We start from the raw sequence: 26,196 nt of genomic DNA on the forward strand, positions 1-26,196 counted from the left end.
GGGCGGGTCGTGAGGGCCTACGGCGCCGGGTCCACCACCATCGCCGAGCCGCCGCCACGCCGTACCTTCTCGGCGGCGGCCAGCCACTTGCCGTCCGGCAGCCGCTGCACTCCGGTCGCCGCCCCGATCTCGGGGTTGAGCGAGAAGGAGTGCCCGATGGCTTCCAGCCGGGTCCTCAGGTCGCTGTTGTAGAGGGCGGGTTCGAGTTCGGTCCTGGCCGCGTTGCGCTGGCTGGCGCGGGGTGCGGCGATGGCGTCGACCAGCGGCAGATGCCGGTCGAGGAACTCGGTGAGGGTCTGCAGCACGGTGGTGATGATGGTCGCGCCACCGGGTGAACCCAGCGCCACGACCGGCCTGTTGTGCTGGTCGAGGACGATCGTCGGGGAGATCGACGAGCGGGGCCGCTTGCCCGGACCGGGCAGGTTCGGGTCGTGCACGGCCGGGTTGGCCGGGGTGAAGGAGAAGTCGGTCAGCTCGTTGTTGAGCAGGAAGCCCCGGCCGGGCACGGTGATGCCGCTGCCGCCGGTCTGCTCGATGGTGAGCGTGTAGGAGACGACGTTGCCCCACTTGTCGGCCACGGTCAGGTGGGTGGTGTTCTGGCCCTCGTACGTCGTCGGGGCCGCCGTACCGCCCTGGCCGCAGGCCGCGGGGTGGCGCGGGTCGCCGGGGGCGAGCGGGCTGGTGAGGACCGCGTCGTCCTTGATCAGGCAGGCGCGCGAGTCGGCGTACTTCTGCGACAGCAGCTGCTTGGTCGGTACGTCCTCGAAGGCGGGGTCGCCGACCCAGCGCCCGCGGTCGGCGAAGGCGATCCGGCTGGCCTCGATGAAGTGGTGCAGGTACTGCGCCTCGCTCGCCTTGGAAAGGTCGGTCCCCTCCAGGATGTTGAGGGCCTCGCCGACGGTCGTGCCACCGGAGGAGGAGGGGGCGATGGAGTACACGTTCAGACCGCGGTACGACGTCCTGGTGGGCGCCTGGAACTTGGCCCGGTAGACGGCGAGGTCCTTCTCCTCCAGCTTGCCGGGGCGCGCGTTCCAGCCGGAGGCGGGGTCCACGGGCGGGCGCTCGACCGTGTTGACGATGTCGTCGCCGATGTCCCCGCGGTAGATCGCGTCGATGCCCTCGCGGCCCATCTCCTCGTAGGTGCGGGCGAGTTCGGGGTTCTTGAAGGTGGAGCCGACGACCGGGAGCTGTCCGTTCGGCAGGAACAGCCTGGCGGTGTCCGGGAAGTAGCGGAATCGCTTCTCGTTGGACGCGGTCTGCGCGCGGAAGGTGTCGTCCACGGTGAAGCCGTCGCGCGCGATCCGCTCGGCCGGCTTCAGGAGCGTACCGAGCCGCCTGCTGCCCCACTCGTCCAGCGCGGTCTGCCAGGTGGCGGGCGTGCCCGGGGTGCCGACGCTCAGTCCGCTGCTGACGGCGTCGGCGAAGGCGAGCGGCTTGCCGTTCTCGGTGAACAGGTCGGAGTCGGCGCTGAGCGGTGCCGTCTCGCGGCCGTCGATGGTGTGCACCGTGCGGGACTTGGCGTCGTAGTAGACGAAGTAGCCGCCTCCGCCGACGCCGGCCGAGTAGGGCTCGGTGACGCCGAGGGCGGCGGCGGTGGCCACGGCCGCGTCGACCGCGTTGCCGCCGCGTCTGAGGACCTCGATGCCGGCGGCGGAGGCGTCGGCGTCGACGCTGGCGACCGCGCCGCCGTAGCCCACCGCCACGGGAACCTTGGTGGGCGTGCCGGTCGTTGTCGCGGCGGGTGGCGCCGCCGCCCCCACCGACACCAGTGCGGCCGAGACCGCCAGAACCGCCAGTTTCCGCGTGCCAGGACGACCCATCCGAACCTCCCGTCGGGACAGTCCGCGCAGCGTAACCAGATTGCCGTAGTACCGACAGTACGCCTGGGCCACCCGCCATACGACCGTCACAGTTCGAACACCGGTACGTAGCCGTTGCCCGGGCCCGCTACCATGCCCGGCCATGAACGACGACGTGCGCAACATCGTCCTGGGCCTGGTCGCGACCGGGATATCCGCCTCGCTGGGCTGGCTCGCCCGTACGTATCTGTGGCGCCGCAGGCTGCGGCGCAAGCAGGCGTTCTTCGGGCTGCCGGAGAACTCGGAGTCGCTGCTCGTGGTCAACCGCAACGCGGGCGGACCGGAACTGGTGGTGATGCGGCACGATGTGTTCGCCCTGCTGGAGCTCTCGGCTCTCATCAAGGACTGCAATGCGCACGCCGAGGTCGTGGCGCACGACGCCACCCAGCAGGGGTTCGGCGAGCGGACGGAGTTCTGCCTGGGCGGGCCCGCTTCGAACCGCCGGATGGGGGCTCATCTCTCCTCGCTGCTGCCGGGCGTGCGGGTGAACGTCGACGCCGATGCCGGCCCGGATCTCGGCGCCTTCCGGATCGGCGGTGAGGACTACCGCATGGAGGGCGGCCGGAGCGAGTACGTGCTGCTCGCGCGGCTCACCGCGGACGGGCACGGCGCGGGCCGCCCGGTGTTCCTCTTCTGCGGCCAGCGGGCCATCACCAACCAGGCCGCCACCCGCTATCTCGCCCGCCACCACGAGCGGCTGTACCGCAAGTACGGCACCGGGTCCTTCGTGCTGCTGCTGAAGGTCCTCAACTCGCAGGCGTACGGCCCGGACGTGGTCGAGCTGGTGGCGGACGTGACGCGGGCGGCGCGGACGCCGCTGCCCGAGACGGCGTCCGCCGATACGGCCGCTTAGCGGTTCAACAATCTTTACCGGTACGTAACTTACTGACAGGTTACTTGCGGTAAGGGGCCAAGGTTACTGTCGGGTCACTTTGCACTTGAACTAGTGAAGGAGTGACCCATGGGACACGGTCGCACCGCACTGCGCGCCTCCGCCGCAGGAGCCGTCTCGGCGGCGCTCGTCGCCGGCAGCGTCGTCGGCCTGGCGCCCGCCGCCCAGGCCGGCACCCCGTCCGTCCGGTTCGTCGACATCACCGGCGACGGCGGCACTGTACTGAAGGCCAACGTCGTCACGCCCGCGGGCGCCGACGGCTCGCACGGCTACCCGCTCATCGTGCTGCCCACGAGCTGGAGCCTGCCGCAGGTGGAGTACCTGGCGCAGGCTCAGAAGCTGGCCGACTCAGGCTATGTGGTGCTCACCTACAACGTGCGCGGCTTCTGGCAGTCCGGCGGCCAGATAGAAGTGGCCGGTCCGCCGGACATAGCGGACGCCTCCAAGGTCATCGACTGGGCCCTTGCGAACACTCCGGCCGACCCGGCGCACGTCGGCATGGCCGGGGTGTCGTACGGCGCCGGGATCAGCCTGCTCGCCGCCGCGCACGACAAGCGCATCAAGGCCGTGGCCGCGCTCAGCGGCTGGGCGGACCTGATCGCCTCCATCTACTCGGGGCGCACCCAGCACGTCCAGGCCGCGGCCGTGCTGGACGGGGCGGCCACCCTCACCGGCCGGGAGAGCCCCGAACTGCGGGAGATCTTCGACAACCTGTACTCCTCGAACCTGTCGAAGGAACAGGAGATGATCGACTGGGGGAGGAAACGTTCCGCCGCGACCTATGTCGACCAGCTGAACGACAACGGCGCGGCCGTCATGCTCGCCAACGCCTGGGGCGACACGGTCTTCCCGGCCAACCAGTACGCCGACTTCTACGAGAAGCTGAAGGGGCCCAAGCGCCTGGAGCTGCGCCCCGGCGACCATGCGACCCCCGAGCTGACCGGCCTGTTCGGGCTGCCCAACGACGTCTGGGCGGACACCGAGCGCTGGTTCGACCACTATCTGAAGGGCGCCGACAACGGCATCGACCGTGAGCAGCCGGTCCAGCTGAAGTCCCGTAGCGCGGGGGGATACGAGGGCTACCCGGACTGGAAGTCGATCGCCGCGACCCGCCGGAAGATCGCGCTCGCCGGCTCCACCACGATTCACGCGAACGTCGACTCCGGCGCCGACGGCGGGATCGTCTTCCTCTCCAGCATCCTCGACCAGGTCGCCCAGTTGCCTCCGATGGCCGCCATCCCGCTGCTGCCGCGCCGCTGGGCGGCCGTGTGGCAGTCCGAGCGGTACGGCACCGCCCAGCAGGTGCGGGGCACGGCCGCCCTGCACACCACGCTGACCCCGACCGCGGAGAGCGGCACCCTCGTCGCCTATCTGTACGACGTGGGGCCGCTCGGTATCGGCAAGCTCGTCACGAACGCGCCGTACACCTGGCACGGACGGACGCCCGGCGAGCCGTTCGACGTCGACCTGGACCTGTTCTCCACGGCCTACGACGTCCCCGCCGGACACCGCCTCGCACTGGTGGTCGATACGGTCGACCCGCTGTACATCGAGCACAACCCGTCCGGCGCGCAGCTGACCTTCTCCTCGCCCTCGGACGACCCGTCGTACGTGTCCGTCCCCGTGCGCGAGCAGTGATCTCCGGCTGCCGCCGGACGAGCCTGGCCCGTGAACTGCCGCCCCCCTAGGGTTTCGGGGCCATCGGGGGCTCCCCACCCGGCAGCAGCGCCCCAGGTCCGGCCGTGGCGACCGTCACGGCCTCGGTCCTGCGGCACATCCCGGTGCGGATCGGCGAGATCACCATCACCACAGGGATGAACGGCAAATCGTAGTCGAGCTTCCCCCGGGTCTTGAACTGGCCGGTGCCGAACAGGAGATACGGGCTCCAGGGGACGGGGCGAGGATGACGAGGGGGTTCGGATCGGAGCGCCAACAGGGAAGCGTGGTCGGTCGGTTCGACGGTGGCCATACGTACGCAGCCCCACTCGCTCTCAGCTGTGTCGTGGTTGCCGCAAACTATCCAGACACCGACGGACTTGAGGGACGACACGCACTTTTCGGGCATTAGCCGTATTTACCGCACAGGATGGCGGGGCGGCTCAGGTCTCGGCGATCTCCGCGTACAGCTGGGAGAGCTCGGGGACGCCGCTCGCCGCCCAGTCCTGCCCGGCGCCCGCGACCTCCACCTCACGGCCGGAGGCCAGCCGTACGACGGGCTCGCCGTCGGGGCGGATGTGCCAGGCGGCGCCGGGCACGGTGCGCACCACGACCGTGCCCAGATACAGCCCCGCGTCGTTGCCCAGCCAGGGCAGGGTCTCGGCGTCGTCGCGCCAGCGCGGCACGAGCTGGTCCAGGGCCTCCAGGGAGGCCGGGGTGTCGTCGAGGCGGACACCGGCCCGGGCCGCCTGCGAGCGGAGCAGTTCGCACTCGGAGAGCAGCGCGGCGACCGCCTCGGGGTCGGAGGGGGGCGGCGCGTCACCGTTCTTCTTGTGCCGGTGGCCCAGGAACGGAAGGTTCATGGACCCAGCGTGGCATCAGACGTCGAGGTCGACCACCACGGGAGCGTGATCGGAGGCACCCTTGCCCTTGCGCTCCTCGCGGTCCACGTAGGCGTCCTTGACCGCCTTGGCGAAGGGTGCGTTGCCGTACACCAGGTCGATGCGCATGCCGCGGTTCTTCGGGAAGCAGAGCTGGCGGTAGTCCCAGTACGTGAACGGCTGGTCGTACTTCAGCGGGCGCGGCACCACGTCGTTCAGGCCCGCCTCGCGCAGGGAGGCCAGGGCCGCGCGCTCGGCGGGGGTGACGTGGGTGGAGCCCTCGAAGACGGCCGGGTCGTAGACATCGTCGTCGGTCGGCGCCACGTTGTAGTCCCCCAGGACGGCGAACGGGCGGCTGCCGCCCGCGTCACCGGCGACGGCCGCCTTCAGGGCCTCGAACCACTGGAGCTTGTACGCGTAGTGCGGGTGTTCCACCTCGCGGCCGTTGGGGACGTACACCGACCAGACGCGGACCGGGCCGCAGGTCGCCGAGATGGCGCGCGGCTCGGTCACCCCGTCGAAGCCCGGGTCGCCGGGCAGGCCCTTGACGACGTCCTCGATGCCGACCCGGGAGAGCACCGCTACGCCGTTCCACCGGCCGGTCGCGTGGACCGCCGACTCATAGCCCAGCTCGCGCAGCTGGTCGGACGGGAACTGCGCCTCGGCGACCTTGGCCTCCTGCAGGCACAGCACGTCGGTGCCGCTGCTCTCCAGCCAGGCCAGCAGCCGCGGCAGGCGGGCGGTGATCGAGTTCACGTTCCAGGTAGCGATGCGCATGCCTCACAACCTACCCGGAGCCTGTGACAACGGGCTCAGAGCTGCGTCGAGGCCCCCGGCGTCAGCCGCTGGTGGTCCGTGCCGCCCAGGGCGCCGATCTGGCGGTCGTAGATCGGTCGGGCCAGGTCGGTCAGCAGGGCGTCGTGGACGTCGTAGGCGCGCCGCGGCTTCAGCTCGCGGACGTAGTCGATGACCTCGGAGATCTTGTTCCACGGGGCCATCACCGGCAGCATCAGCGTCTCCACCGGATGGTCGGGGACGGTGAGGGCGTCGCCGGGGTGGAAGACCTTGCCGTCGTCGATCAGATAGCCGACGTTGGTGATCCGCGGGATGTCCGGGTGGATCACGGCGTGCAGTTCGCCGTGGACCTGTACGTCGAAGCCGGCCGCGGTGAAGGTGTCACCGTGGCCGACGGTGTGCACCCGGCCCGGGAAGGCCGCCGTGATCCGGTCGGCGACGGACTTCAGCGTCCAGATCCGGGCCGTCGGGTTGTTCTCCATCGCGGCCCGGAGCCGGAACTCGTCGAAGTGGTCCGGGTGCTCGTGCGTGATCAGGATGGCGTCCGCGCCGAGCGCGGCGTCCTCCTCGCTGAACCCACCGGGGTCGATGACGAGGGTCTGACCGTCCTTGTCGAGGCGGACGCAGGCGTGGGACTTCTTCGTGAGCTTCATGTCTGCCCATCCTGCCCTGCACCGGGTGGCCGGGCTCACTCGGCGGGCGTGGTCTCCTCCTGTATGACCTGCCGGGCCACCCGGAAGGCGCTGTTCGCGGCCGGCACCCCGCAGTACACGGCCGCCTGGAGCAGCACCTCCTTGATCTCGTCCGGGGTGAGCCCGTTGCGCAGCGCGGCCCGGGTGTGGAAGGCCAGCTCCTCCAGATGTCCGCCCGCGACCAGCGCGGTCAGCGTGATGCAGCTGCGGGTGCGGCGGTCCAGGCCCGGCCGGTCCCAGATCTCGCCCCAGGCGTAGCGGGTGATGAACTCCTGGAACTCCGCGGAGAACCCTTCGGCCTCGGCCAGCGCCCGGTCCACGTGTGCGTCGCCGAGGACCTCCCGGCGGATCTTGAGCCCGGTCTCGTACCGGTCGGGGCGCGCGGCCGGCTGTGCCGGTACGGCGGCCGGGGCTATCTCGGCGACCGGCGCGGTGTGCGGTGCCGCGGCGATGGCCGGGTTGACCGGGGCGGCCGGCAGGGCGGTCTGGCCGGTGTCGTAGGGCTGCTGCCAGGCGGTGGCGAAGTGGTGCACCAGCAGGTCGGTGACGGCCGCCGGCTGCTCGACCGGGACCAGGTGGGAGGCGCCGGGGACGACCGCGAGCCGGGCGTCCGGGATGCCGGCGACCAGGGTGCGGGCCTCGGCGGGCCCGGTGACCTGGTCGTCGGAGCCGACGAGCACGAGCGTCGGCACGCCGACCCGGCCCAGCTCGGACCGTACGTCGAACGCGGCGAGCGCCTCGCAGGCGGCGATGTAGCAGCCCGGGTCGGTGGTGCGGACCATCTGCACCGCCCACTCGGTTATGGCCGGCTGGGCCGCGGCGAACCCGCCGGTGAACCAGCGGTCCGGCGAGGTCCGGGCGATCGGGTCGAGGCCGTTCGTACGGACGATCACCCCGCGCTGCCGGAACTCGTCGGCGGTGCCGAACCGGGGCGAGGCCGCGACCACCGCCAGCGAGGCAAGCCGCTCGGGATGGCGCAGGGCCAGCTCGATGCCGATCGCACCGCCCAGCGCACAGCCCGCGTAGCCGAACCGCTGCACGCCGAGCGAATCGAGCGTGGCCAGCAGCCGGGTGGTCAGCTCGGCGACGGAACCGGCCGGGCGGGCGGGGGCGCCGCCGTGGCCGGGCAGATCGAAGCGGAAGACCCGCCATTGCTTGGTCAGCTCCGGCACCTGGCGGTCCCACATGTGCCATGTGGTACCCAGTGAGGGACCCAAGATCAGGACCGGAGCGTCTTCTGGCCCGTCAAAGCGGTATTGCAGGGTGTTCGGTGGTGTCTCACTCACGCCCCAGACCCTCTCACGTCTCACGGACGCCCCTATAACACGGGGGCGCGAGAAACCGGTCTGACCAGGTTGAAGACCTCTCGGGCGGCATATCGCTTGAGGCATCGGATGATCTCACGCCGGGTCTTGCCTTCCTGGGTGCGGCGTTCGTAGTACGCCTGGGTTCGGGGGTCGTGGCGCAGGCGGGTGAACACGATGCGGTGCAGGGCGGCGTTGGCCTGCCGGTCGCCGCCGTGGTTGAGCCGTCGCGTGATGCGCCGCCCGGAGGAGTACTCGATGGGGCTGACTCCGCAAAGGGCAGCAAAGGACGCCTCGGTGTTCAGCCGCTCGGGATTGTCCCCCATGGTGATCAGGAGAGTGACGGCGCTGTCCGGGCCGATGCCCATCGGTACGAGCAGTTGCGGCGCGTGGCGTTCGACGAGTCGGGTCAGGCGTTGGTTCAGCTCGTTGATCTGCCCGGTGAGCTGTTCGATGCGTTCGGCGAGCATGCGTAATGTCATGTGGGTGGCCTGGACCACCGCGTCCTCGTCTCCCCCACCATCGGGTGGGCTGAGGGTCGCGCAGGTGCGGAACAGCTCGGCATTGCCCAAGCTCGACAACCGTTCCCGCAGGGCGGGGTCGGCGATCACCAGGACGGCCTTGAGCTGGTTGATCGCCTGTGTGCGGGCCTTGACGGCGGAGTCCTTGGCGAGTTTGTAGATCCGGGCGCCTTGCACGGGTCCGTCGCCGGACTTGGCCTGGGCCCGGGTGCGACCGCTGAGCACGGCTCGCGCTGCGGCCTGCGCATCGAGCGGGTCCGACTTGCCGAGCAGACGGCGGGCTGTGCGGTCGGGCCGGTTCACTTCGAACACCTGGATCTGCTGGGTCAGCAGGTAGCGGGACAGGCCCGCGCCGAAGGTACCGGTGCCCTCCACACCGGCCCGGCGCACCGTCCCCCGCCTGCGGGCCCACACGAGCAGCCGCCGGTAGCCGGCCACCGTCGCCGGAAAGGACTCGGTGCCCAGGATCTTGCCCAGCGGGGACACCACGGCGGCGACGTGCACCTCACCGTGCGTGTCCACGCCGAGCACGACTTCTCTCCGCACGGGAGGATCCGTACTGGAGGAGGTGCTGCGCTGTCTGGTCGTCATGGTGGTTCGCCTCCCGCAGGGTGACACGCTGAGTGGATGGCACCGGCCCGCTCGGGCGGTCTGAACCGTGATGGCGCCTGGAACTCGGCAAGGCCCCTATTGGGACACGCCCTGTGGCTCGGTGACAGCAGAAGCCAGCCCGCAACGACGGTCGACAAGCCTGTGACTGGACACTTCGGTCAAAGATCTCAAGAGTCAGACCCCCGTCCGGGACGGCATCGCGCAACCGTCGCATCGATCCCGGCGTATCGGCATCTACCGACCACAGCCGGATGGCTTCGCCCGAACCAATGCCCAACCTGGCCGGAGCAGGCTGAGAATGAGTTGACTCCCCGCCCACTCGCGACCGGCAATGACAGACAGCCGTCTGGGCCGCCTTACGGTCGCCCTCCATCGGCCATCGCACGAACGGCTTCGAGCCCTCATTCTGGTGCACGGTTGTCCGCAAGTCATGGCGCGGGCTGCCAAAGAGGCTGCCTAGCAACTCGGCAAAGGCACCGGCGAGTGCTTGGGAACTCGGTCAACTCGAGTAACGGGGAACAGCAGCACCGCACGAAGGGGCGCCCGCGTGGAAGGCATGGCGCATGTGGGCGCTGCCGGACCCGATGCTCGCGGCCCCCGTCACCAACCCGGCGCCGCCCGATGGGTGGGCCGCCGAGGAGAAGTGGGACGGTTCTCCAGACACCTCGTGATGTCTCATTCGCGTTGGCACCGTTCACCCAGGTCACGACTGGTCCTTCGTGCGTGCGGCTGAGGCTTGCCGGGTGTCTGCGCCGCTGCTGACGTGCCGCTGGGTCTCCTGGGGGCCGTGCCAGTCCAGGCAGACGGCGGTGGCATCGTCTTCGAGCCGGCCGTCGGCGGCGTCCCGGACCGCGGACGTCAGCGCCAGCGCGGTCTCCCTCGGGTGCAGATTCCGGGTGCACCCCAGCAGGGCGGGCAGATCGACCTTCTCTCCGTGACGTTCGAGCATGCCGTCGGTGAACATGAGCAGACGGTCACCGGGCCGCAGGTCGAGGTCCTGCACACGGTACGGGTGGGGAGTCAGCTCAGACAGCCCGAAGGGATGGTCCACCTCGCAGGCAATCGTCTCCACAGCCCCGTCGCGCATGCGCAGCGGCCAGGGATGACCGGCGTTGACGAACCGGGCCCGCCCGGTATGGAGATTGATGCGCAGGAGCTGCCCGGTGGCATGACCGTGGCCGTGTTCGATCAGTGCCTGGTCTGCCCGGTGGGCCTGTTCGCCCAGGCCGGTGCCCGCCCGGCGGGCACCGCGCAGGGCGCCCACCAGGACCGTGGCGGCCAGGGCGGAATCCATGTCGTGGCCCATGGGATCGGTCACCGACACGTGCAAGGTGTCGCGGTCCACGGTGTAGTCGAAGGTGTCGCCGCTGAGGTCCTCGGAGGGCTCCAGGTTCCCGCACAGGGTGAACTGTGCGGCCTCGCACGACAGCGACAGGGGCAGCAGCTGGTACTGGATTTCAGCTGCCAGGGTGGCCGGCTTGGAGCGTTTGCCCCAGGTGTAGAGATCGGTGAAGCGGCCGTTGGCGATCACGATGTAGGCCAGGATGTGGGCGGCTTCCCCGACTGCGTCGAGCACGTCCTCGCCAGGGCCGGTCGGCAGGAGCAGTTCCAGCAGCCCGATCGCATCCCCGCGGTTGGTGACGGGCACGATCACCCGCTGCCCCTCGCCGGTCGCGTCCTGATACAGGCGCTGGGTACGGATCACCTCCTCGTAGACACTGCCGAACAGGGGAACCCGCTCGGCCTGCCGCCCACCCTGAGTGGGAGCGGTGGACAGCCGAGCCACCGCCTTCCCTGTCAGGTCCACGATGAGGAAAGAGACCTTAGTGGCCTCGAAACGCCGCCGCAGGTCCTCCGCGATCACGTCGACGGCGTCCGCCGGCGCCGCTGTCTCCGCTGCTGTCAGCAATCGGGTGAGCCCACTTTGTCCACCGCTCACGACCGCAGTCCCTTCCGCAACCCCCCACCAGCTTGGTAATAATCGCAGTGAGCGTCAATCCGTGAACAGTCACGCTCCGGCGTTCGCCCGCGGACGGGGCCGCCACGGCTGCTCTGTACAAAAGCGGCTCGACGGGCCCATGTCTTAGGAGACACGCCAGAGTCTGGATAACGATGGCTGGAGAGCGCTGCTCTCTCTGGATGCCGGGCGTTTGGTGTTGCGCTCGCGCAGGGACAGGAACCTCGCACCCTCCTTCCCCGAGGTTCGTTTCGGGCACGGTCCAGCTGCCGACGCGACGGCCCTGGACGGCGAGCTGGTCGTACGGGAAATCCAGCAGGCTCGCCTTCGAGCGACTCCAGGGTCGCCTCCAGCGGCGCGGTGCCGGCGCTGCCCGGCGGCCGAGCAGTGGCCCGCCCACTTCGTCGCCTTCGACTTGTTGCGCCTGGCGGGCACCGACACGACCAGGTGGCCGTACGCGGGCGCCAGGGCGGCTGCTCCGGAACGCCTTTTTGTCGAACAGAACCTCACCGCGCCGTGGGCGCTGTGCCCGTCGTTCCCGCTGACCTGGGGATTCACGAAACTGCGGACAGAGCCCTGAAAACGGCCAGGGCTACTTGTCGCCCCAGCCGGACGGGAGCCGACCCGCAGGTCCACCGCGGCCCGGTCCGTGAGGCGGGGAGCAAGGCTGCGGCTCAACCGGGCGAGGGCCTCGTCCACCTCCAGAGTCTGACCGAGCACGTCGGGACCAGCCGTCCGTCACCACGCAGGCACCTGTCGTCGTCCCCGCGTGCCGCACGCCTCCCGGCCAGCGCCCACAACAGCGGGCAGCGCTCCCGCGGGACGAGGGCACCTCCCGGGTCACGATGGCACAGATCGTGCGTGGAACTCCCCGTCGCCACCCGCCACACCAACGGCGGGGCCAGGGCGCCATCGCGGGGCGCCGTCACTGCGGTCACGTCAGCGGCTCCCCCGGCTCGTTGGCTGAACCGGAGGAGCCTGAGTCGAGCCGGCCCCATGGATGCGCTGCTGAACGCGGCCCACCTCCGGGTCCCCCTCCCGAGTCCCCCGCACCCGAATGCCTGCCGCGATGTGCTGCAACGGATCGGACGCCTCCTGCGCGGTCGGCAGCCGCCCGGCCGACAACAGCAGCGGGCCGGCGCCGCAAAGCACCCGGGACAGCGGGCCCGTCACCGTCTCCGGCACCGGCGGCAACGGTCCCGTCAGGCCGGGCAGAGCGGCATTGGGGTCACGGTGCGAGACCCAGACCCGCTCGACGGCGCCGTCCTCGTCCATCAGATCGGCCGCGGACCAGTCCGCCAGTCCCGGCACCAGCACGCGGCACACCCGCCTGAGCCCCTCGACCGCGTCCAGCGTGCTCGACAGCGCCGCCGCGCTCCGGGTGGCGAACGCCAGCCGGTCGAGCGCCGCTCGCAGCGCCGCGTCCGCCTCATCCTCGTCCATGGCGACCACCTGCCCGCCTGGGGCCCCGCGGCCGCTTCCGCCCTGGGAAGCCAGCTTGCCGAACGACGGTTCGTGGGGCCTGTGCCCGCGCCGCCGCTCATGCCGCGTCGCGCCAGGCGATACCGGTCACCGTGACCGCGACGGTGACCGGCTCCGCGGCACCGTGGGTGGCGAGGTGGGTGACGAGGGCGGCTGTCACCCGGTCGTGGACGTTTCGGGCGATGTCCAGCGCCCGCCGACCCTCCGTCAGGACGCAGCGCACCTCGATGTGCCATCCCGAACCGTCCGGCGCCCGGTCGGCGCGAACGCCGGCCTCGGGCGGCGTGGTGTCCGCCCGGGCGGGCGCGGCGGCTGCCGCGAGGCGCCGGGCGAGGCGGGGCTGCAGGGCGGCCACGCCAGGAACCGCGAGGGCTGCCTCGGCCGCGACGCCGAGGAGCGCGGTGGTGCCGGTGGCGGTCATCATCCGCCACCGCCCGTCGGGAGGCGGGGACCGAGGGTCGGTCCCGGTTCCAGTACGTCGGCCACGGTGATGTCGACGGCTGTCACCGTGAGCCCCAGGTCCTGTCCGGCCGAGTGGAGGACCGATCGGCGTACCTGGTGGACCCGGTCGGGCAGCGGGCGGTCGAGGGCGGCGGCCAGGGTCATGGTCACCCGCACGTCGGTGCCGTTGCCCTCGTGTACGAGCCGGCAGGTCGCGGCCCTGGCACCGGGGACCGTGTCCGCGGCCCGCCTCAGCACCTTGGCCGCGGCGCTCTCGGCGATCCGCAGGTCCCGGTCGGGGTCGGCCAGGGGCAGCAGCCGCCCGAACCGGACCTCTGCCCTGACGACGTCCATGACCCGGTCGGCGAGTGCGTGCAGGCCCGGAGGGTCCTCGTCGCGCAGCGTCCGGGCGGCCGCGTTCACCGTGGCCAGTCCCTCGACCGCCTCTCGGCAGTATGGACAGGACACCGGGTGCGGGTCCGCGGCCGGTGGTGCGTCCCGCGCCTGTTCCCAGACCCGGCTGAGCAGGCGGCCGCAGGGCAGTACCTCATCGCCTGCGATCGGGGGCACGTCGGCGGCGGCCCAGCCGTTGCGGGGCCCGTCGGCTCCGGGCGGTTCGGGAGGCCGCGTGTGCGGGTCGTCTAGCGCCATGAGCCCATCGCCTCCTGCAGGGATCGGCGTGCCCTGAACAGTCTGCCGCGTACCGTCTGCTCGTCGGTACGCGTCACGTGCGCTATCTCCTTGTAGGGCAGGCCCTGCACCTCCCTCAGGATCCAGCAGACCCGCTGTCCGGCGTCCAGCTCGGCGAGCGCGCGGAACAGGGCGGCCATGGCCGCGTCCTCCTCGGCGGTCCGGGCGGGCTGGCTCCACGCGTCGCCCGCCGCGGGTTCGGCGACGGTGTCCAGGGAAAGAGGCGGCGGCCGTCGGTGGCACATGGTCTGGCAGCGGTTGACGGTGATCCGGTACATCCAGGTGTGGAACTCCGCCCTGTGGCGGTATTCCGGCAGGTGGCGCCAGGCGCTGACGAAGGCGTCCTGAACGGCCTCCTCGGCGTCCTGGGGGTTGCCCAGCATGCAACGGGCCAGGGTCAGCAGGGACCGGCTGTGCCGCTGGACGAGAACGGCGAAGGAGTCCTCGTCTCCCTCGGCCGCCCGTACCGCCAGCAGGCGGTCGGGCAGGTCGCACCCCAGTCGTGGGGAAGCAGTGCGTTCGATCATGACGCTCCCACGCAGGCTCGGAACGATCGTGTACCCCCGATACGAGTTGTGACGCACATCACATGCCAGACGCGTGAGGATTGTGCCGCCCGGTATGTCCAACGTTCGACGGGCGCCATTCCGGTGTCCGGCCGACCGATCGAGGCGACCGCCATGACGGACAACATCACCAGCGTCGGCGGGGGCAGCCGGCCCGAAGCGGGCGTGAGCGCGCTCAAGGGCCGCACCGGGGCCGGGGCTCCGGCCGAGACACGGGGCAGGACCACCATCGCGGACGGTGTGGTGGCGAAGATCGCGGGCATGGCGGCCCGCGAGGTACCGGGCATCTCCAGCCTGGGAGCGGGGATGGCGCGCGCCTTCGGCGCCATGCGGGAACACGTCCCCGGGGGCGGAGGCGGAGCGGTCACCCGCGGCGTCAAGGTCGAGGTCGGGGAACGGCAGGCCGCGGTGGACCTGGACGTCGTCGTCGAGTACGGCGTCTCCATCGTCGACGTCGCCGGCGACGTCCGCACCAACGTCATCAGCGCCGTGGAGCGGATGACGGGCCTGGAGGTCGTCGAGGTGAACATCGCCGTCGACGACGTCCACCTGCCCGACGACGAGGAGGAACAGACCGGACCGGACGAGGGCCGCGTGAGGTGACCGCTGCCGGGAGCACCGCCGTGTCCTCGGGCACGAGCGGATGATCACGGCGGGAGGGACACTCGCGAGACGGGTGAGTGCAAGATGAACACAGCAACGACGGGACTCGCGGCCGGTATGGCCCTCGGCTTCGCCGGCTACTTCGGCGGCTTCTGGGCGTTTCTGCTGGTGCTGGTCCTGGGCGCGGCGGGGCTGATCGTCGGCCTCGTCGTACAGGGCGACCTGGACCTCCGGACACGGAGGCAGCGGTGAAGACCCGGCCCGGTTCCCCCGGTGAGGGGTCGGGCCCGCCGGCGCCGGCCGCCGGGCTGCCGCCCCCGGCCGAGCGGGGCGCCACCGTCATCCCGGACAGGGTGGTCGCCCGTATCGCCGCGCAGGCCGCGCGCGCGGCGCAGGCGCGGCGCGCCGCGGTACCGCCCGATCGGGGCGGACCTGCGGCACCCCACGCCTCCGCCGCCGTCCGTACCGGATCGGTGCGCCTGCATCTGACCATGGACCTGCCCTACCCCACCGACATCCCGCGTGTCTGCGAGCGGATCCAGCGGGACGTCGCCGAACGGGTCGCCCAGCTGACCGGGCTGCGAGTGGGAGAGGTCCTCCTCACCGTCCGGCGGCTGGTGACCGCCACCGACTCGAGCCGGGGGCGGGTCCGGTGAGCGGCCGGGCGGCCCGGGTCACCGGGCACGCCGTGCAGGAAGGGCGATCGTGATGACATCCGGTCCACGTCCCCCGGGCCGCGGCTCCGCGTCGTCCGGGCACCGTGCCGCAGTGCCGCTGACGAAGGAGCCCGATCCTCCCGAACGCGACGTGTCCACCTCGGACCTCACAGCCGGTGAGCGCGAAGGAGGGCACCGAACCCGTCGCAAGTGGTCGGCGCGCAGCGTCACGGCGGCGCTGGTCGCCGCGGTGATCCTCGTGGCCGCGGTCGCGACGCTCGTCGACGTCGTCGCCGTACGGGCAGGACGTCCGGCCGCGGCCTGGCGACGGCACCTGGCCGACGAACTGGCGACCCGCCCGGTGGACGACGTGTGGATGCTGACGGGGGCCGCCGTGGCCGCCGCCGTCGGCGTCTGGCTGATCGTCCTGGCCCTCACCCCCGGTCAGCGACGCTGGCTGCCCCTGCGCTCACCCGCCGGCTGCCCGCGATTGCGGGCCTTCGTGGACCGCAACAGCGCCGCCGTCCTGCTGCGCGACGCCGCCATGCGGGTCCCCGGAGTCGGCGCGGCGCACGTCCTGGTGGGCCGCCACCGCATCAAAGCCCGCGCGGACGTCCGCTTCCGCGACCCCCGACAGGTGAAGGACGACCTCACCGCCGTCCTCGACGAGGAGCGCGACCGGCTCGCCCTCGCCCGTCCTCCCCGCATCGCCGTACGGGCGCGGCGACGCACCCGCTGACACAAGACCCGCAGCACCGGAGCCCGCCATGACGCCGCGATCCGCCCTCAACCGCACTCTGCTGGCCCTCGCCGGGCTGGTCCTCCTCGGCGGCGGACTGCTCATCCTCTTCGCCGGGCTCGACCTCTACAGGCGGCACGATCTGGCCCCGCCCGCCGGCTGGCCCCTGACCACCCCGGCCGACGTCCTGCTCGGCTCCGCCGACCGGGCCCGCTGGAGCAGCCAGGGCTGGTGGTGGCCCGCGGTCATCGCCGCCCTCGTCCTCACCGCCCTCCTCGCCCTGTGGTGGCTGCTCGCCCAGCTGAGCCGACACCGCCCCGGCTCACTGCCCGTCGGCGGCACACCCCCGCAGGAGGGCGTCGAACTGCGCGACCGCGCACTCAGCGAAGCGATCGCGAACGAAGCCGGTGCCCTGCCAGGGGTAGGCCATGCGGCCGTACTCATCACCGGCCGACCGGGCCGCCACCGCACCCGCATCAAGCTCACCCTCACCCCCGAGGGCACGCCCGGCGCCACTCTCGGCGCCCTCTGCGAAGGCCCGCTCAGCACGGCTCGCCGGTCCACCGGCCTCCCTGACCCGCCTACCGAGGTCCGCCTACAGGTCAGTCGCCACGGACCACACCGCGTGGAGTAAGGAGGAGATCAGCCGTTCCCGCCGACGCCCTTGCGGCCCACCGCGGTTCGCGGGCGTGCCGGCACCGCTCCCCGAAGGAGAGATCATGATCATCCTGGGCGTCATACTGCTCGTCGTCGGCTTCCTCACCGGCCTGTCCATCCTGTGGACCATCGGGATCATCCTGCTGGTCGTCGGAGCCATCCTGTGGATCCTCGGCGCGATGGGACACGCCGTCGCCGGTCGACGCCACTACTGGTAGGCGGGATCATCGCCCTGCAGGGCAGTGATCCATGCTGCGGGCAGGCCGGCAGACGGCGCGGACCCCACCCGGACGGCCACGGCGGCGGACGACGACGGCGAAGAGGTCGATCCGCCTGAGGCCGCCGCCGGTGCCGGCCAGCCGCCTCGGCTCGGACGCGGGGCGCCCGGTGGCCGTTGTGTCGGTCCTCGCCGCACGAGCGCACGGCCGACTCGATGGGGAGTCGGTGGATCGACCCCCACGATCCGGGCGGGAGTTCCCCACCGCGTCGACCGGTGAGTCTCCGTCGGGAGTTCGTATGCACAGCACCTTCGTGAAGATCCGCCAGAACGCCCCCCCGGGCCACGGCGATGACGGGTGGTGAGCGGCAAGGACCCGGGGAAGGCTCCGCCCGGTCGGAGCGCTTCGGGGAGGAGTTCCTGGGAGTCCTGCTGGACCAGGGGCACGAGTTGCCGCCGCACGAGCTCGGTCCGCTCGTCGCACGGCAGATCGGCATGCTCGACGGCCGCGAGACCTCGCTCTTCCTGCAGGACTACGGCCAGGTGTGGCTCGTCCCCCTGCCGGGTGACGGGCTGGTGGCCGGGGAACCGCAGCCGATCGACGGCTCCGATGCCGGTCGTGCCTTCCAGGAGGCGCGTCCCGTCGAGGTGCCGCAGGCTGGCGGTGTGCGGGTCTCCCTGCCCCTGCTGGACGGTGGCGACCAGGTGGGCGTCCTGGCCGTCACCCTGGACCGCCTCCACGACGACGAGCGACGGCTGCTGCGCTGGCTCGCCTCACTCGTGGCCGACATGCTGGTGACCAAGCACGGTTACACCGATCTGTTCTTCCGGCTGCGCCGCAGGGAACCGATGAGTGTGGCGGCGGAGATCCAGTGGTCGCTGCTGCCGCCGCCGGCGATGTCCACGCCCCGGGGCGAGCTGGCCGGGATGCTGGAACCCGCCTACGACGTGGCCGGCGACAGCTTCGACTACGCCCTCAACGGCGATGTCCTGCATGTGGCCATGGTCGACGCGATGGGCCACGGACTGGATGCCGCCACGATGGCCACGGTGGTCATCGGAGCCTACCGGCATGCCCGGCGCATCAGCGTCGGCCTGTCGGAGATCTATGCGTTCATGGACCGGGCCGTCGCCGAGCAGTTCGGCCCCGACCACTTCGTGACCGCTCAGATGATGCGGCTCAACACGGCTACGGGCAGGCTTCAGTGGGTCAACGCCGGACATCCCGCTCCTCTGTTGATCCGTGGACACCGTGTCGTACGACGGCTGCATGGCCCGACGACGCTGCCCGTCGGCTTCGGCGGTCACGATCCCCGGATCAGTGAAGTGGCTCTCACCCCCGGCGACCGGATCCTGTGCTTCACCGACGGACTGATAGAGGAGCGCGATGTCGGCGGTGAGGAATTCGGTGAGGAGCAGCTCATCGGGTGGGTGAACCACCTTGAGCCCACGGCCCAACAGATCCGGACGGTGGCGCGCTCCCTCTCCCACGCGCTGCAACGGGCGCGGGGCGGGATCACCACGGACGATGCGACGCTCCTGCTGATCGAATGGCGCGGGAGCGCCACCGACGACCTCGCCCTCCCGGAGTGAGCCAGCCTCCCACCCCCAGGGAAGGGCCGACGGCACGCAGCCTTTCCCCCACCGCCGATCTCTCACACTCCTGCTGCCGCGGTGGGCACGTGACGGGTGACCGGTCCGTCAGGAGTGCGTGAGGCGGGGTGGGGGGCGTCGTGTCCGCCTTCGGAGTCCCAGACCGCCTCCCGGAGCGAGTCCGAGTCGGCCGCTGCCTCTGCCGCGGCCCGGAAACGTTCGGCCTCATGGATCAGGCCGGTCGCCGTGAGGCTCCGCGACGGGTCGGTGGCCGTGGCCATGAGCCGGGCCGCGGTGGCCGGGGCTGTCTCCGGTGGGATTACCAGCAGGTCCCAGCGGCCGAAGGTGTGGGACAGCAGCAACAGCTTGTGGGGGTCCTGCCCGGCGTTGGACCAGCCGACGCGCACCATGTGGCCGTGCGCGGGCACTTCACCCGGGATGACCGGCCACAACGTGCGGCTCACCGCTATCCGGGTGATCCGCCCCCACAGCGGGTCGAGACATTCGACGAGCGCCGGGAGCTCCTCCGTCAGGTTGCGCGAACGGGGCCACCAGGCACCGTCGATCAGGGCCGGAGGGGCGCCGGCCCGCGCCAGCGTGAGTCGGAGCGGTGACGAAGAAGGGGCCCGGTCTCCGACTGCGGGTGTGAACGGAATGGTCGCGGTCATGACGCGGACCCAACCCCGGGCCGGTCACGGTCGGCCCGGTTGCCATGAATCGCCGAGAACGACCCGGCGTGGAAGCCGGTGTACGAGATGCTCTCGGTAATCACCAGGATACTCCTCGCCCGCGCCCGGCGGACCGATGCGGAGCGAGGGGTTGAACGGAACACGAGGAAAACCTCCCGCGCAATACAGCCAAGGAGTGCCGGCCAGGGCATGCGAGCCGTCGGGCGTGAGACCGGTCCGGTAGCCGGCGTACGACGTGCCCCGGCGCCCTCAGCCCACTTCCCGCCGGTATCGACAGCCGCTTCACCGAATGCGGCGGCGTCTCCACAACCGCCCCGGCGTGTGCGGAGTACCGTGGACAGCACCGAGGGCATTTCGCACACCGGCTTCCACGCCGGGTCGTTCTCGGCGAGAGACGAAACCCGGGGCGCCGCCAAGGCGGCCCGGAGACGGGTCCGCATCATGTCGGCGACCTTGCACCAACTCCTGCCACACCACGAGCCCGTCGCAGCCCCGGCCGTGCGTCTCGCGCTGAAGACCGACGGCCCGTCGCGCGGCCTCCTGGACGGTGCCTGGTGGCCCCGCTCCCGAGACCTGCTGAGCGAGCTGCCCGCACTGACCGATGTGCTGGACCCTCTGTGGGGCCGCATCACCCGCATCGCCGTCAACCCGAAGTACTGGCCGGTCATCCCGCACGAGATCCCCGTGGGCGGTCATGTCGTCAAGGCCGGATGGTTCACCCCGGAGATCGACCCGCACAAGCTGCTGCTGCTCTCCTACGGCACCGGCCGCTGGGACCTGCTGGTCATCCCGCCCGAGACCGAGACGGAGTCGGCGGCCCGCCTGATGGCGGCCGCGTCCGACTACGACGGCCCACCGCTGACCGCAAGCGCTCTCATCGCCGCGGACGAGACCCGGCACGCCGTCTCCGCCGCCGACCGGCCACTCGAACCGGACGAGGCAGGGAAGCACGAGGAGGACGGCCCCGCCTCAGCGGCCGTTCCGGCAGGGACGGATCGCGCCAGTCGCCTGGTCATCGGCATGTGAGACGGCCGCCACGACCGGTGCCTTCACGGGTTTCGGACCTGCCTCACGAGCCGGCGCAGGCACATGCAGGGGTCTCGACCGGCGAGTCTCCGCCCGACGTGGTCCTCGTCCCGAGGAGCAGTACATGCAAGCCCTGATCGTTCTCATCGTCGTGATCGGTCTTCTGGCCGTCCTGGCCCTCGCCCTGTCCGTGAAGGTCGTCAAGCAGTACGAGAAGGGAGTGCTGTTCCGCTTCGGCCGACTCGTCGGAACACGCTCCCCGGGACTGCGGTTCATCATCCCGTTCGTCGACGCCCTGCACCGGGTGTCGCTGCGGGTCGTCACCATGCCGATCCAGTCCCAGGGCATCATCACCCGGGACAACGTGAGCGTGGACGTGTCGGCGGTCGCCTACTTCCGGGTCGTCGACGCCGTGAAGTCGGTCGTCGCCGTGGAGAACGTCAACGCGGCGATCAACCAGATCGCCCAGACCACCCTGCGGAAGGTCGTCGGCCGGCACACGCTCGACGAGACGCTGTCGGAGACGGACCGTATCAACCTGGACATCCGCCAGATCCTGGACGTCACCACCGTCGACTGGGGTGTGCAGGTCACCCTGGTCGAGCTCAAGGACATCCAGCTGCCCGACACCATGAAGCGCGCCATGGCCCGCCAGGCCGAGGCCGAGCGGGAGAAGCGAGCGAAGATCATCAACGCGGAGGGCGAGTCCCTGGCCGCAGCCGCGCTCGGCGACGCCTCGGACACCATGATGGCCCACCCCCTGGCGCTTCAACTGCGCAATCTCCAGAGCCTGGTGGAGATCGGTGTCGACCAGAACACCACCGTCGTCTTCCCGGCCCCCCTCATGAGCACGATCGGCGAGCTCGGCTCCTTCCTCGCCCGGGAAACCGCTGCCGCCGCACCCGCCGCGGCAGCGCCACCGGCCGGCACCGGCCGCACCGACACGTCCCTCAGCCCGGCAGGCAGCGCGCCCGGCACCGCGGCGTGAAGCCGACCACGGCCCGAGCGATCCGTGGCGCCAGGGAGGATTCGTGACCGTCGCCTGTCGCGCGCGTCCTCCGGGCACCGGCTGATGATGGGGGTACGGCCGAACACGCGGAGCTGATCATGACGGGTTGGCGGGTCAGGGACTACACCCAGGACGATCTCGAAGCGGTGATCCGTGTCGACATGCAGAGCGGCACGACCGAGGAGCCGCCGCTCTTCCCACTCTCGGACGCCGTGACGGCCCTCCAGACCCGCCACCCGGCCGTGGTGGCCACGGCCGACGACGTGCTGATCGGCGCCGCGGTAAGCAGGGTGGAGGGCGAACGGGCATGGATTCTGCGCATTTGCATGGCGCCCGGCTGGCGGCAGCGCGGGCTGGGGAGTGCCCTGATCACCGCCCTTGAGCAACGCGTCTTCGCCGCCGGCGTCCGAGCGGTGCACGCCGCCCTGCCCGAGGGCGAGACCGGTGCCACCGCCCTGCGCAATTGCGACTTCGGCGCCCGCCCCGGGCTGGTCTTCTTCGAGAAACGCGGACCGGTGACCCCGCAGTCGGCCGGCACGCTGTCCTCGCTCGGAGCGGAGCTGCCGCCAGGGGGGCTCTGGCAGAAGGTCGCGGGCATGCAACGGGAGAAGCAGCTCATCGAGCGGCGCCTGGTCCTGCCGCTGGCCCATCCCGAACTGGCCGCCCAGCACGGAGTGGAACCGCCACGGGCGGTGATGCTGTTCGGCCCGCCCGGGACCGGCAAGAGCACGTTCGCGCACGCGATCGCCAGCCGCCTGGGATGGCCCTTCCTCGAACTGTTCCCCGCCCGTCTGGCCGCCGAGTACGGCCTGGCGACCGGGCTGAACCGGCGCTTCGACGAGATCGCCCGGCTCGACCACGTCCTCGTCTTCATCGACGAGGTCGAGGAGGTCGCCGGCGAACGCGGCGGCGCGGACGCGACCGCTGTCGGCGTCGTCAACGAACTGCTCAAGGCGATCGTCCGGTTCCGAAGCCAGGACGGACGGCTGCTCGTCTGCGCCACGAACAACGTGACCACGCTCGACTCCGCGTTCCTGCGGCACGGCCGCTTCGACTACGTGCTGCCGATCGGCCCTCCCGACCACACCGCCAGGACCGCACTGTGGGAGAGCTACCTGGCCCGAGCGGGCGCGCGGGCCGACAGCGCGGTACTCGCGTCCGCCAGTGAGGGGTTCACCCCCGCCGACATCGCCCACGCGGCGCGTACCGTCTCCCAGGCCCAGTTCGAGCGCACCTTCGACACCGGAACCCGGACCACCCCCACCACCGACGACTACCTGGACACGATCTGCGACACCAAGCCCACGGTCAGCGCTGCCATGGCCCGGGAATTCGCCCAGCAGACGGAGGAGTTCGCCCGCATCTAGCGTCCAGGCCGGGTGGGGAGTCGATCTGCGACGGACGTGTCAGGCCGGCGTAGGTGGCGTGTCGCTGCCCGTTTCGATGAGGATCTGCCTGGCCTCGGTGACGTTTTCGGCCCGTACGGCCCTGGCCATCGCGGCGCGTGCCGCGTCGGGCGACGTGTCCGGAGGAACCAGCAACAGAGAGAAAAGGTCCCCTTCGCCTCGGGTGATGAGGACGGTGTCGTCACCGACCGGGAAGGAGTCGATGTGCACGACCCGGTCGTCGACCATCACCCGGGTCGGCAGTTCGTCCCAGGCGCTGCCGTCCAGACCGACCCGGGTGACAGGCCCGAGATGCTCGGTCAACGCGGAGATCAGCGAGGGAAGCTCGGCACCGATGTCCCGGGACCGCGGCCACCATGCGCCGTCCAGGATTCCCTCGCGTGCGTGGGTGGTCTCCAGTCGCAGCAGGGCCGTTCCGGGTTTCACCGACCGGTGCACGGCGTCCGGCAGGAGCCTGGGGAAGTCGGGGGTGTCTGAGCCTGCCATGGTGTCCGCCCGTCCGCAGAGAGCAGTGCGACCGCACGGCGTGCGACCACGATACGACCCTGCTACCTCACGGTACTCCGCACGACGCGCCCGCGAGCGCTTCGCCGCAGGCGCGGTTGCGGAAACAGGCAACGGCTCCGGCGTATACCCGCCGGAGCCGCCCTTCCGGGTCATTGCACGTGAGCGTGCGCCGACCCGCTTTCCAGGTTACGTCAAAGGGACTAATCCGCCATAAGCAATCCTTGCGAGGGTTCACTTCGGTCCGAGAAGCCGACGCGGCGGTTCAGCCACGCCCTTCCTCTTCCGTCTCCATCTGCCGGATCCCCTGGTGCGTCAGCGTGATCATCCCGGGCGTGTTGCCCCTCTCCCAGTCCACGACGACCCAGCCTTCACCTGCCAGGTACATACAGGCAGCGGCCATGTCCTGCTCAGGGATACCCAGGTCCGTGCGGAGCTTCGCCCCATCGACACCCAGGAGGCGATTGCCCTCGGCGGCCTGGTACAGAGCCTGCATGATCCTCTCGCGGTACGTCTTCCGGTCCCGCAACATCGCCATGACGCGCCTTCCTCTACTGCCCACGGTCGGGCCGAAGCCGATGTCATCCGCGGTCGCCGTCGCGGTGGGGCGCGTCGGAACGGTCGCGTCCACCGACCGACGGTGTCTCCGGGGCCGACGCCCGATCCCCGGCAGAACATCGCTGTAGTGGAAGGCAGCGATCCGTTCGGCGTGCTGGCCGTTGAGCCGGTGGATCAGAACGACTCCGACGGCGATCAGGACGAGCAGCACGGCCACGGCGATGACGAGCATGGGATCTCACCTCCGCCGACCGGCGGGCGAAGGCCCTGCCGAGCCGATGGGCCGGGGCAGGGACGACGGTCGACCTGCTCCGCCGTCGGCCTCCCAGGCTTCTTCCCTGTTTCGTGCATCGATCCTGTCTGCTGCTTGCTCCCGGGCCGAGGCATCGACGCCGTCGCCGACCATCAACTGCGCGGCGGCATCCGCACCGGTTTCCGGCGGAATCACCAGCACGTCCCGGCGGCCGTCAGCGGAGAAAAGAGTGAGTCTGTGGGGATCCTGCTCCTCGGTGGACCAGCCCACCTGCACGGTGCGCCCGGCGTAGGACACCCAGTGCGGCAGGACGGGCCAGTAGGCCGGGTGCACGGTGACACCCGTGATACGACCCCAGAGATCGCCCAATGCGGCCGTCAACGACGGCAGCTCACGGGTGAAGGCACGGGAGCGAGGCCACCACATACCGTCCAGCCCGCCCGGCGCGGGCGTCAGGGACAGCCGGGCCGGCTGCGGCGGCGCACATCTGATCGATGTCGTACGGTCAATGGTCACAGCCATGGCGCGGACCTGTCCCCGGGCTCGTGGGTGCGGCCCGGCGCTGTCGATCACCGGGAACGGCACCCGCGTCGGAGCCGGTGCGCGAAGAACTCCCGGTGTCTTCAACACTACTCCGCTCACCGGTCCGAAAAGCCCGGGATGACCAGGCAGTTTCCTACCTTCAGGACCTGGTCGCCGGTGCCGATGCCGGTCAGAGCCAGTCCTTGCGCTTGAACGTCAGATACAGCAATGCGGACAGGATCACGATGACTGCGGCGGAGGTGATGAATCCCGACTCGCGGCCGAAACCGGGATAGGGGAGGTTCTGGCCGTAGTAGCCGGTGATCGCGGTGGGTACGGCGATGATCGCGGCCCAGCTCGTCACCTTCTTCATGATCAGGTTCATGCGATTGGCCTGGACCGAGAGGTTCGTCTCCATGACCGAGGCCACCAGGTCCCGCAGCGATTCCGTCCACTCGGTGGCACGCAGCACGTGGTCGTAGACGTCCTGGTAGTACGGGACGAGAGGGTCGCTGATCAGGTGCAGGCCGGGGCGCATGAGCCCGTTGACCACCTCGCGCATCGGAAGTACGACGCGGCGCAGCCGGACGAGCGACTTACGCAGTGCGAAGACCCGGCGCTGCACGGCTTCGACCTCACGGCGCCCGGCCGCGAAGAGCAGGCCCTCCAGCTCCTCGATGCTGTCGTCCAGTTGCTGGACCGCGGCGAAGTGTCCGTCCACGAGATGGTCGAGCAGACCGTGCAGCAGGAATCCGACGCCATGGCCGGCCAGGTCCGGGCTCTCGTCCCAGCGGGCGACGACGTCCTCGATGTCGAGGCCGTCGTCCTTGCGGACGGTGATCATGGCCTGGCTGGTGAGGAATACGGCGATCTCGCTGTACGTCAGTTCCGCACCGTCCGGGCTGACGGTCACGGCGTAGGCGCTGAGGAACTCGTGGGTGCGATAGCGGTCGAGTTTCGGCCGCTGTCCACGCTGGGCGGCATCCTCCAGAGCCAGTTCGTGGATGCCGAACTCCTGACCCAGCATGGTGAGTTCATCGGCTCCGGGCCGGTGCAGGTCCAGCCACAGGACCGACGCCGGATCAGCGAGATGCGCAGGGACGTCACTGACGGGAAAGCCCTCCAGGACCAGAGTGCCGTCGTGATACAGCCGGGTGCGCGTCACCATGGCCCGAGGCTAGTGTCTTATACCCCTGTCATGCCGCTTCGCCCCGATTGCCAGCGCGGCAGGTTCATCGACAGCAGCCACCCTCCGTGGGGGCCTTACGTCAAAGCCCGCGACATCCGGAGCTCCGACCGACGAGCATCGGGTGCCGGTCCGAAGGCAGGGATGTGGGTACCCGGCTGCCGCATCGCATCCGGCGTACACCGCACGACCGGATGCGGCCCGTCAGCCGGGAAGGACGCTCCGAGACC

The 26,196-nt window shown here is 70.7% G+C and carries 29 protein-coding genes and 1 pseudogene; 13 read left to right on the plus strand and 17 right to left on the minus strand.

Translation table 11 applies throughout. The features are described 5' to 3' along the window. Positions 1-17: 17 nt before the first annotated feature. Positions 18-1,820, minus strand: a complete 1,803-nt coding sequence (gene ggt, locus BFF78_RS09265) for a gamma-glutamyltransferase (protein WP_069777859.1) — start codon at positions 1,818-1,820, stop codon at positions 18-20. A 142-nt stretch (positions 1,821-1,962) separates the two neighbouring features. Here ggt and BFF78_RS09270 point away from each other — a divergent pair, with 142 nt between their 5' ends. Both BFF78_RS09270 and BFF78_RS09275 read left to right on the plus strand, forming a co-directional pair. Further along, positions 1,963-2,712: a hypothetical protein gene (locus BFF78_RS09270; protein WP_069777860.1), complete on the plus strand. Its 750-nt coding sequence runs from the start codon at positions 1,963-1,965 to the stop codon at positions 2,710-2,712. A 108-nt stretch (positions 2,713-2,820) separates the two neighbouring features. Further along, a complete protein-coding gene (locus BFF78_RS09275; RefSeq protein WP_069777861.1) occupies positions 2,821-4,389 on the plus strand; it encodes an alpha/beta fold hydrolase in 1,569 nt (522 codons plus the stop codon). Positions 4,390-4,435: 46 nt separating this feature from the next. Here the strand turns inward: BFF78_RS09275 and BFF78_RS48090 are convergent. From BFF78_RS48090 to BFF78_RS09310, 7 genes and pseudogenes are all read right to left on the minus strand, one after another. Next, positions 4,436-4,588, minus strand: a pseudogene (locus BFF78_RS48090) (amino acid ABC transporter permease); the annotation flags it as partial. Between the two features lie 262 nt (positions 4,589-4,850). Next, complete coding sequence (locus BFF78_RS09285) at positions 4,851-5,270, minus strand: DUF6278 family protein (RefSeq protein ID WP_069777863.1); 420 nt, start codon at positions 5,268-5,270, stop codon at positions 4,851-4,853. A 15-nt stretch (positions 5,271-5,285) separates the two neighbouring features. Beyond that, positions 5,286-6,065: an exodeoxyribonuclease III gene (locus tag BFF78_RS09290; RefSeq protein WP_069777864.1), complete on the minus strand. Its 780-nt coding sequence runs from the start codon at positions 6,063-6,065 to the stop codon at positions 5,286-5,288. A 35-nt stretch (positions 6,066-6,100) separates the two neighbouring features. After that, the gene (locus BFF78_RS09295; RefSeq protein WP_069777865.1) at positions 6,101-6,736 is read right to left on the minus strand and encodes an MBL fold metallo-hydrolase; all 636 of its coding nucleotides are present in this window, start codon (positions 6,734-6,736) and stop codon (positions 6,101-6,103) included. A 35-nt stretch (positions 6,737-6,771) separates the two neighbouring features. Further along, positions 6,772-8,061 carry a bifunctional 3-oxoadipate enol-lactonase/4-carboxymuconolactone decarboxylase PcaDC gene (pcaDC, locus tag BFF78_RS09300; RefSeq protein ID WP_069777866.1) on the minus strand — a complete coding sequence of 430 codons (1,290 nt, stop codon included), beginning with the start codon at positions 8,059-8,061 and terminating at the stop codon, positions 6,772-6,774. A 32-nt stretch (positions 8,062-8,093) separates the two neighbouring features. After that, positions 8,094-9,191 carry an IS110 family RNA-guided transposase gene (locus tag BFF78_RS09305; RefSeq protein ID WP_069777867.1) on the minus strand — a complete coding sequence of 366 codons (1,098 nt, stop codon included), beginning with the start codon at positions 9,189-9,191 and terminating at the stop codon, positions 8,094-8,096. 724 nt (positions 9,192-9,915) lie between these two features. Further along, entirely contained in the window at positions 9,916-11,121 is a 1,206-nt protein-coding gene (locus BFF78_RS09310) for a PP2C family protein-serine/threonine phosphatase (protein WP_069777868.1), read from the minus strand. A 193-nt stretch (positions 11,122-11,314) separates the two neighbouring features. Here BFF78_RS09310 and BFF78_RS50075 point away from each other — a divergent pair, with 193 nt between their 5' ends. Next, a complete protein-coding gene (locus BFF78_RS50075) occupies positions 11,315-11,749 on the plus strand; it encodes an ATP-dependent DNA ligase (RefSeq protein WP_418346752.1) in 435 nt (144 codons plus the stop codon). Between the two features lie 359 nt (positions 11,750-12,108). On the opposite strand, the gene BFF78_RS09315 is transcribed toward BFF78_RS50075, so the two are convergent. The 4 genes from BFF78_RS09315 to BFF78_RS09330 form a co-directional block, all read right to left on the minus strand. Beyond that, on the minus strand, positions 12,109-12,612 hold the full coding sequence (locus tag BFF78_RS09315) for a hypothetical protein (RefSeq protein WP_159032981.1): 504 nt from the start codon (positions 12,610-12,612) through the stop codon (positions 12,109-12,111). A 97-nt stretch (positions 12,613-12,709) separates the two neighbouring features. Continuing rightward, positions 12,710-13,075: a hypothetical protein gene (locus BFF78_RS09320; RefSeq protein WP_227025779.1), complete on the minus strand. Its 366-nt coding sequence runs from the start codon at positions 13,073-13,075 to the stop codon at positions 12,710-12,712. Next, positions 13,072-13,743, minus strand: coding sequence for an Asp23/Gls24 family envelope stress response protein (locus BFF78_RS09325; RefSeq protein WP_079161233.1), 672 nt, complete (start codon positions 13,741-13,743; stop codon positions 13,072-13,074). The genes BFF78_RS09320 and BFF78_RS09325 overlap by 4 nt, the downstream gene beginning before the upstream one ends. After that, positions 13,734-14,309: an RNA polymerase sigma factor gene (locus BFF78_RS09330; RefSeq protein ID WP_171151366.1), complete on the minus strand. Its 576-nt coding sequence runs from the start codon at positions 14,307-14,309 to the stop codon at positions 13,734-13,736. Before BFF78_RS09330 ends, BFF78_RS09325 begins: the two co-directional genes overlap by 10 nt. A gap of 153 nt (positions 14,310-14,462) precedes the next feature. Here BFF78_RS09330 and BFF78_RS09335 point away from each other — a divergent pair, with 153 nt between their 5' ends. The 7 genes from BFF78_RS09335 (at position 14,463) to BFF78_RS09355 (ending at position 18,813) form a co-directional block, all read left to right on the plus strand. After that, positions 14,463-14,951, plus strand: coding sequence for an Asp23/Gls24 family envelope stress response protein (locus BFF78_RS09335; RefSeq protein WP_069783479.1), 489 nt, complete (start codon positions 14,463-14,465; stop codon positions 14,949-14,951). 84 nt (positions 14,952-15,035) lie between these two features. Continuing rightward, entirely contained in the window at positions 15,036-15,203 is a 168-nt protein-coding gene (locus BFF78_RS46780) for a hypothetical protein (RefSeq protein WP_030645371.1), read from the plus strand. Next, a complete protein-coding gene (locus BFF78_RS09340) occupies positions 15,200-15,607 on the plus strand; it encodes an Asp23/Gls24 family envelope stress response protein (RefSeq protein WP_030645373.1) in 408 nt (135 codons plus the stop codon). Before BFF78_RS46780 ends, BFF78_RS09340 begins: the two co-directional genes overlap by 4 nt. Before the next feature lie 112 nt (positions 15,608-15,719). After that, positions 15,720-16,346, plus strand: coding sequence for a DUF6286 domain-containing protein (locus BFF78_RS09345; protein ID WP_227025780.1), 627 nt, complete (start codon positions 15,720-15,722; stop codon positions 16,344-16,346). A gap of 28 nt (positions 16,347-16,374) precedes the next feature. Then, positions 16,375-16,980 carry a hypothetical protein gene (locus BFF78_RS09350; RefSeq protein WP_069777871.1) on the plus strand — a complete coding sequence of 202 codons (606 nt, stop codon included), beginning with the start codon at positions 16,375-16,377 and terminating at the stop codon, positions 16,978-16,980. Between the two features lie 85 nt (positions 16,981-17,065). Then, a complete protein-coding gene (locus tag BFF78_RS46785) occupies positions 17,066-17,221 on the plus strand; it encodes a DUF6131 family protein (RefSeq protein WP_099054839.1) in 156 nt (51 codons plus the stop codon). A 350-nt stretch (positions 17,222-17,571) separates the two neighbouring features. Next, positions 17,572-18,813 carry a PP2C family protein-serine/threonine phosphatase gene (locus BFF78_RS09355; protein ID WP_069777872.1) on the plus strand — a complete coding sequence of 414 codons (1,242 nt, stop codon included), beginning with the start codon at positions 17,572-17,574 and terminating at the stop codon, positions 18,811-18,813. 62 nt (positions 18,814-18,875) lie between these two features. On the opposite strand, the gene BFF78_RS09360 is transcribed toward BFF78_RS09355, so the two are convergent. Beyond that, positions 18,876-19,481 carry a DUF5994 family protein gene (locus BFF78_RS09360; RefSeq protein WP_055707165.1) on the minus strand — a complete coding sequence of 202 codons (606 nt, stop codon included), beginning with the start codon at positions 19,479-19,481 and terminating at the stop codon, positions 18,876-18,878. A 354-nt stretch (positions 19,482-19,835) separates the two neighbouring features. Between BFF78_RS09360 and BFF78_RS09365 the strand changes: the two genes are divergently transcribed. The 3 genes from BFF78_RS09365 to BFF78_RS09375 all read left to right on the plus strand — a co-directional run bounded on the left by BFF78_RS09365 (position 19,836) and on the right by BFF78_RS09375 (position 22,904). Then, positions 19,836-20,528 (plus strand): DUF5994 family protein, encoded by a 693-nt coding sequence (locus tag BFF78_RS09365; protein WP_069777873.1) that lies wholly within the window; start codon positions 19,836-19,838, stop codon positions 20,526-20,528. 124 nt (positions 20,529-20,652) lie between these two features. Further along, on the plus strand, positions 20,653-21,516 hold the full coding sequence (locus BFF78_RS09370; protein ID WP_069777874.1) for a slipin family protein: 864 nt from the start codon (positions 20,653-20,655) through the stop codon (positions 21,514-21,516). 119 nt (positions 21,517-21,635) lie between these two features. Then, complete coding sequence (locus BFF78_RS09375) at positions 21,636-22,904, plus strand: ATP-binding protein (RefSeq protein ID WP_069777875.1); 1,269 nt, start codon at positions 21,636-21,638, stop codon at positions 22,902-22,904. A 39-nt stretch (positions 22,905-22,943) separates the two neighbouring features. Here BFF78_RS09375 and BFF78_RS09380 read toward each other — a convergent pair whose 3' ends face one another. The 4 genes from BFF78_RS09380 to BFF78_RS09390 form a co-directional block, all read right to left on the minus strand. Further along, positions 22,944-23,429: a DUF5994 family protein gene (locus BFF78_RS09380; RefSeq protein ID WP_069777876.1), complete on the minus strand. Its 486-nt coding sequence runs from the start codon at positions 23,427-23,429 to the stop codon at positions 22,944-22,946. Positions 23,430-23,712: 283 nt separating this feature from the next. Further along, positions 23,713-24,237 carry a hypothetical protein gene (locus tag BFF78_RS50080; protein WP_373304000.1) on the minus strand — a complete coding sequence of 175 codons (525 nt, stop codon included), beginning with the start codon at positions 24,235-24,237 and terminating at the stop codon, positions 23,713-23,715. A gap of 6 nt (positions 24,238-24,243) precedes the next feature. Next, the gene (locus BFF78_RS43000; protein ID WP_335755317.1) at positions 24,244-24,831 is read right to left on the minus strand and encodes a DUF5994 family protein; all 588 of its coding nucleotides are present in this window, start codon (positions 24,829-24,831) and stop codon (positions 24,244-24,246) included. A gap of 139 nt (positions 24,832-24,970) precedes the next feature. Further along, positions 24,971-25,948: a magnesium transporter CorA family protein gene (locus BFF78_RS09390; protein WP_069777877.1), complete on the minus strand. Its 978-nt coding sequence runs from the start codon at positions 25,946-25,948 to the stop codon at positions 24,971-24,973. Positions 25,949-26,196: the final 248 nt, after the last annotated feature.

It is taken from the genome of Streptomyces fodineus (assembly GCF_001735805.1).
In the GTDB taxonomy this organism is placed as follows: Bacteria; Actinomycetota; Actinomycetes; order Streptomycetales; family Streptomycetaceae; genus Streptomyces; species Streptomyces fodineus.

Bases quoted from the DNA above. Each gene is read 5' to 3' on its own strand.
- BFF78_RS09355 (WP_069777872.1), top strand. From the start codon at position 17,572: ATGACGGGTGGTGAGCGGCAAGGACCCGGGGAAGGCTCCGCCCGGTCG.
- BFF78_RS09335 (WP_069783479.1), top strand. From the start codon at position 14,463: ATGACGGACAACATCACCAGCGTCGGCGGGGGCAGCCGGCCCGAAGCG.
- BFF78_RS09305 (WP_069777867.1), bottom strand. From the start codon at position 9,191: ATGACGACCAGACAGCGCAGCACCTCCTCCAGTACGGATCCTCCCGTG.
- BFF78_RS50080 (WP_373304000.1), bottom strand. From the start codon at position 24,237: ATGCTCGTCATCGCCGTGGCCGTGCTGCTCGTCCTGATCGCCGTCGGA.
- BFF78_RS09375 (WP_069777875.1), top strand. From the start codon at position 21,636: ATGACGGGTTGGCGGGTCAGGGACTACACCCAGGACGATCTCGAAGCG.
- BFF78_RS09325 (WP_079161233.1), bottom strand. From the start codon at position 13,743: ATGGCGCTAGACGACCCGCACACGCGGCCTCCCGAACCGCCCGGAGCC.
- BFF78_RS46785 (WP_099054839.1), top strand. From the start codon at position 17,066: ATGATCATCCTGGGCGTCATACTGCTCGTCGTCGGCTTCCTCACCGGC.
- BFF78_RS46780 (WP_030645371.1), top strand. From the start codon at position 15,036: ATGAACACAGCAACGACGGGACTCGCGGCCGGTATGGCCCTCGGCTTC.
- BFF78_RS09295 (WP_069777865.1), bottom strand. From the start codon at position 6,736: ATGAAGCTCACGAAGAAGTCCCACGCCTGCGTCCGCCTCGACAAGGAC.
- BFF78_RS09380 (WP_069777876.1), bottom strand. From the start codon at position 23,429: ATGGCAGGCTCAGACACCCCCGACTTCCCCAGGCTCCTGCCGGACGCC.
- BFF78_RS09360 (WP_055707165.1), bottom strand. From the start codon at position 19,481: ATGACCGCGACCATTCCGTTCACACCCGCAGTCGGAGACCGGGCCCCT.
- BFF78_RS09290 (WP_069777864.1), bottom strand. From the start codon at position 6,065: ATGCGCATCGCTACCTGGAACGTGAACTCGATCACCGCCCGCCTGCCG.
- BFF78_RS09390 (WP_069777877.1), bottom strand. From the start codon at position 25,948: ATGGTGACGCGCACCCGGCTGTATCACGACGGCACTCTGGTCCTGGAG.
- BFF78_RS09315 (WP_159032981.1), bottom strand. From the start codon at position 12,612: ATGGACGAGGATGAGGCGGACGCGGCGCTGCGAGCGGCGCTCGACCGG.
- BFF78_RS09275 (WP_069777861.1), top strand. From the start codon at position 2,821: ATGGGACACGGTCGCACCGCACTGCGCGCCTCCGCCGCAGGAGCCGTC.
- BFF78_RS09270 (WP_069777860.1), top strand. From the start codon at position 1,963: ATGAACGACGACGTGCGCAACATCGTCCTGGGCCTGGTCGCGACCGGG.
- ggt (WP_069777859.1), bottom strand. From the start codon at position 1,820: ATGGGTCGTCCTGGCACGCGGAAACTGGCGGTTCTGGCGGTCTCGGCC.
- BFF78_RS09350 (WP_069777871.1), top strand. From the start codon at position 16,375: ATGACGCCGCGATCCGCCCTCAACCGCACTCTGCTGGCCCTCGCCGGG.
- BFF78_RS09285 (WP_069777863.1), bottom strand. From the start codon at position 5,270: ATGAACCTTCCGTTCCTGGGCCACCGGCACAAGAAGAACGGTGACGCG.
- BFF78_RS09330 (WP_171151366.1), bottom strand. From the start codon at position 14,309: ATGATCGAACGCACTGCTTCCCCACGACTGGGGTGCGACCTGCCCGAC.
- BFF78_RS09370 (WP_069777874.1), top strand. From the start codon at position 20,653: ATGCAAGCCCTGATCGTTCTCATCGTCGTGATCGGTCTTCTGGCCGTC.
- BFF78_RS09320 (WP_227025779.1), bottom strand. From the start codon at position 13,075: ATGATGACCGCCACCGGCACCACCGCGCTCCTCGGCGTCGCGGCCGAG.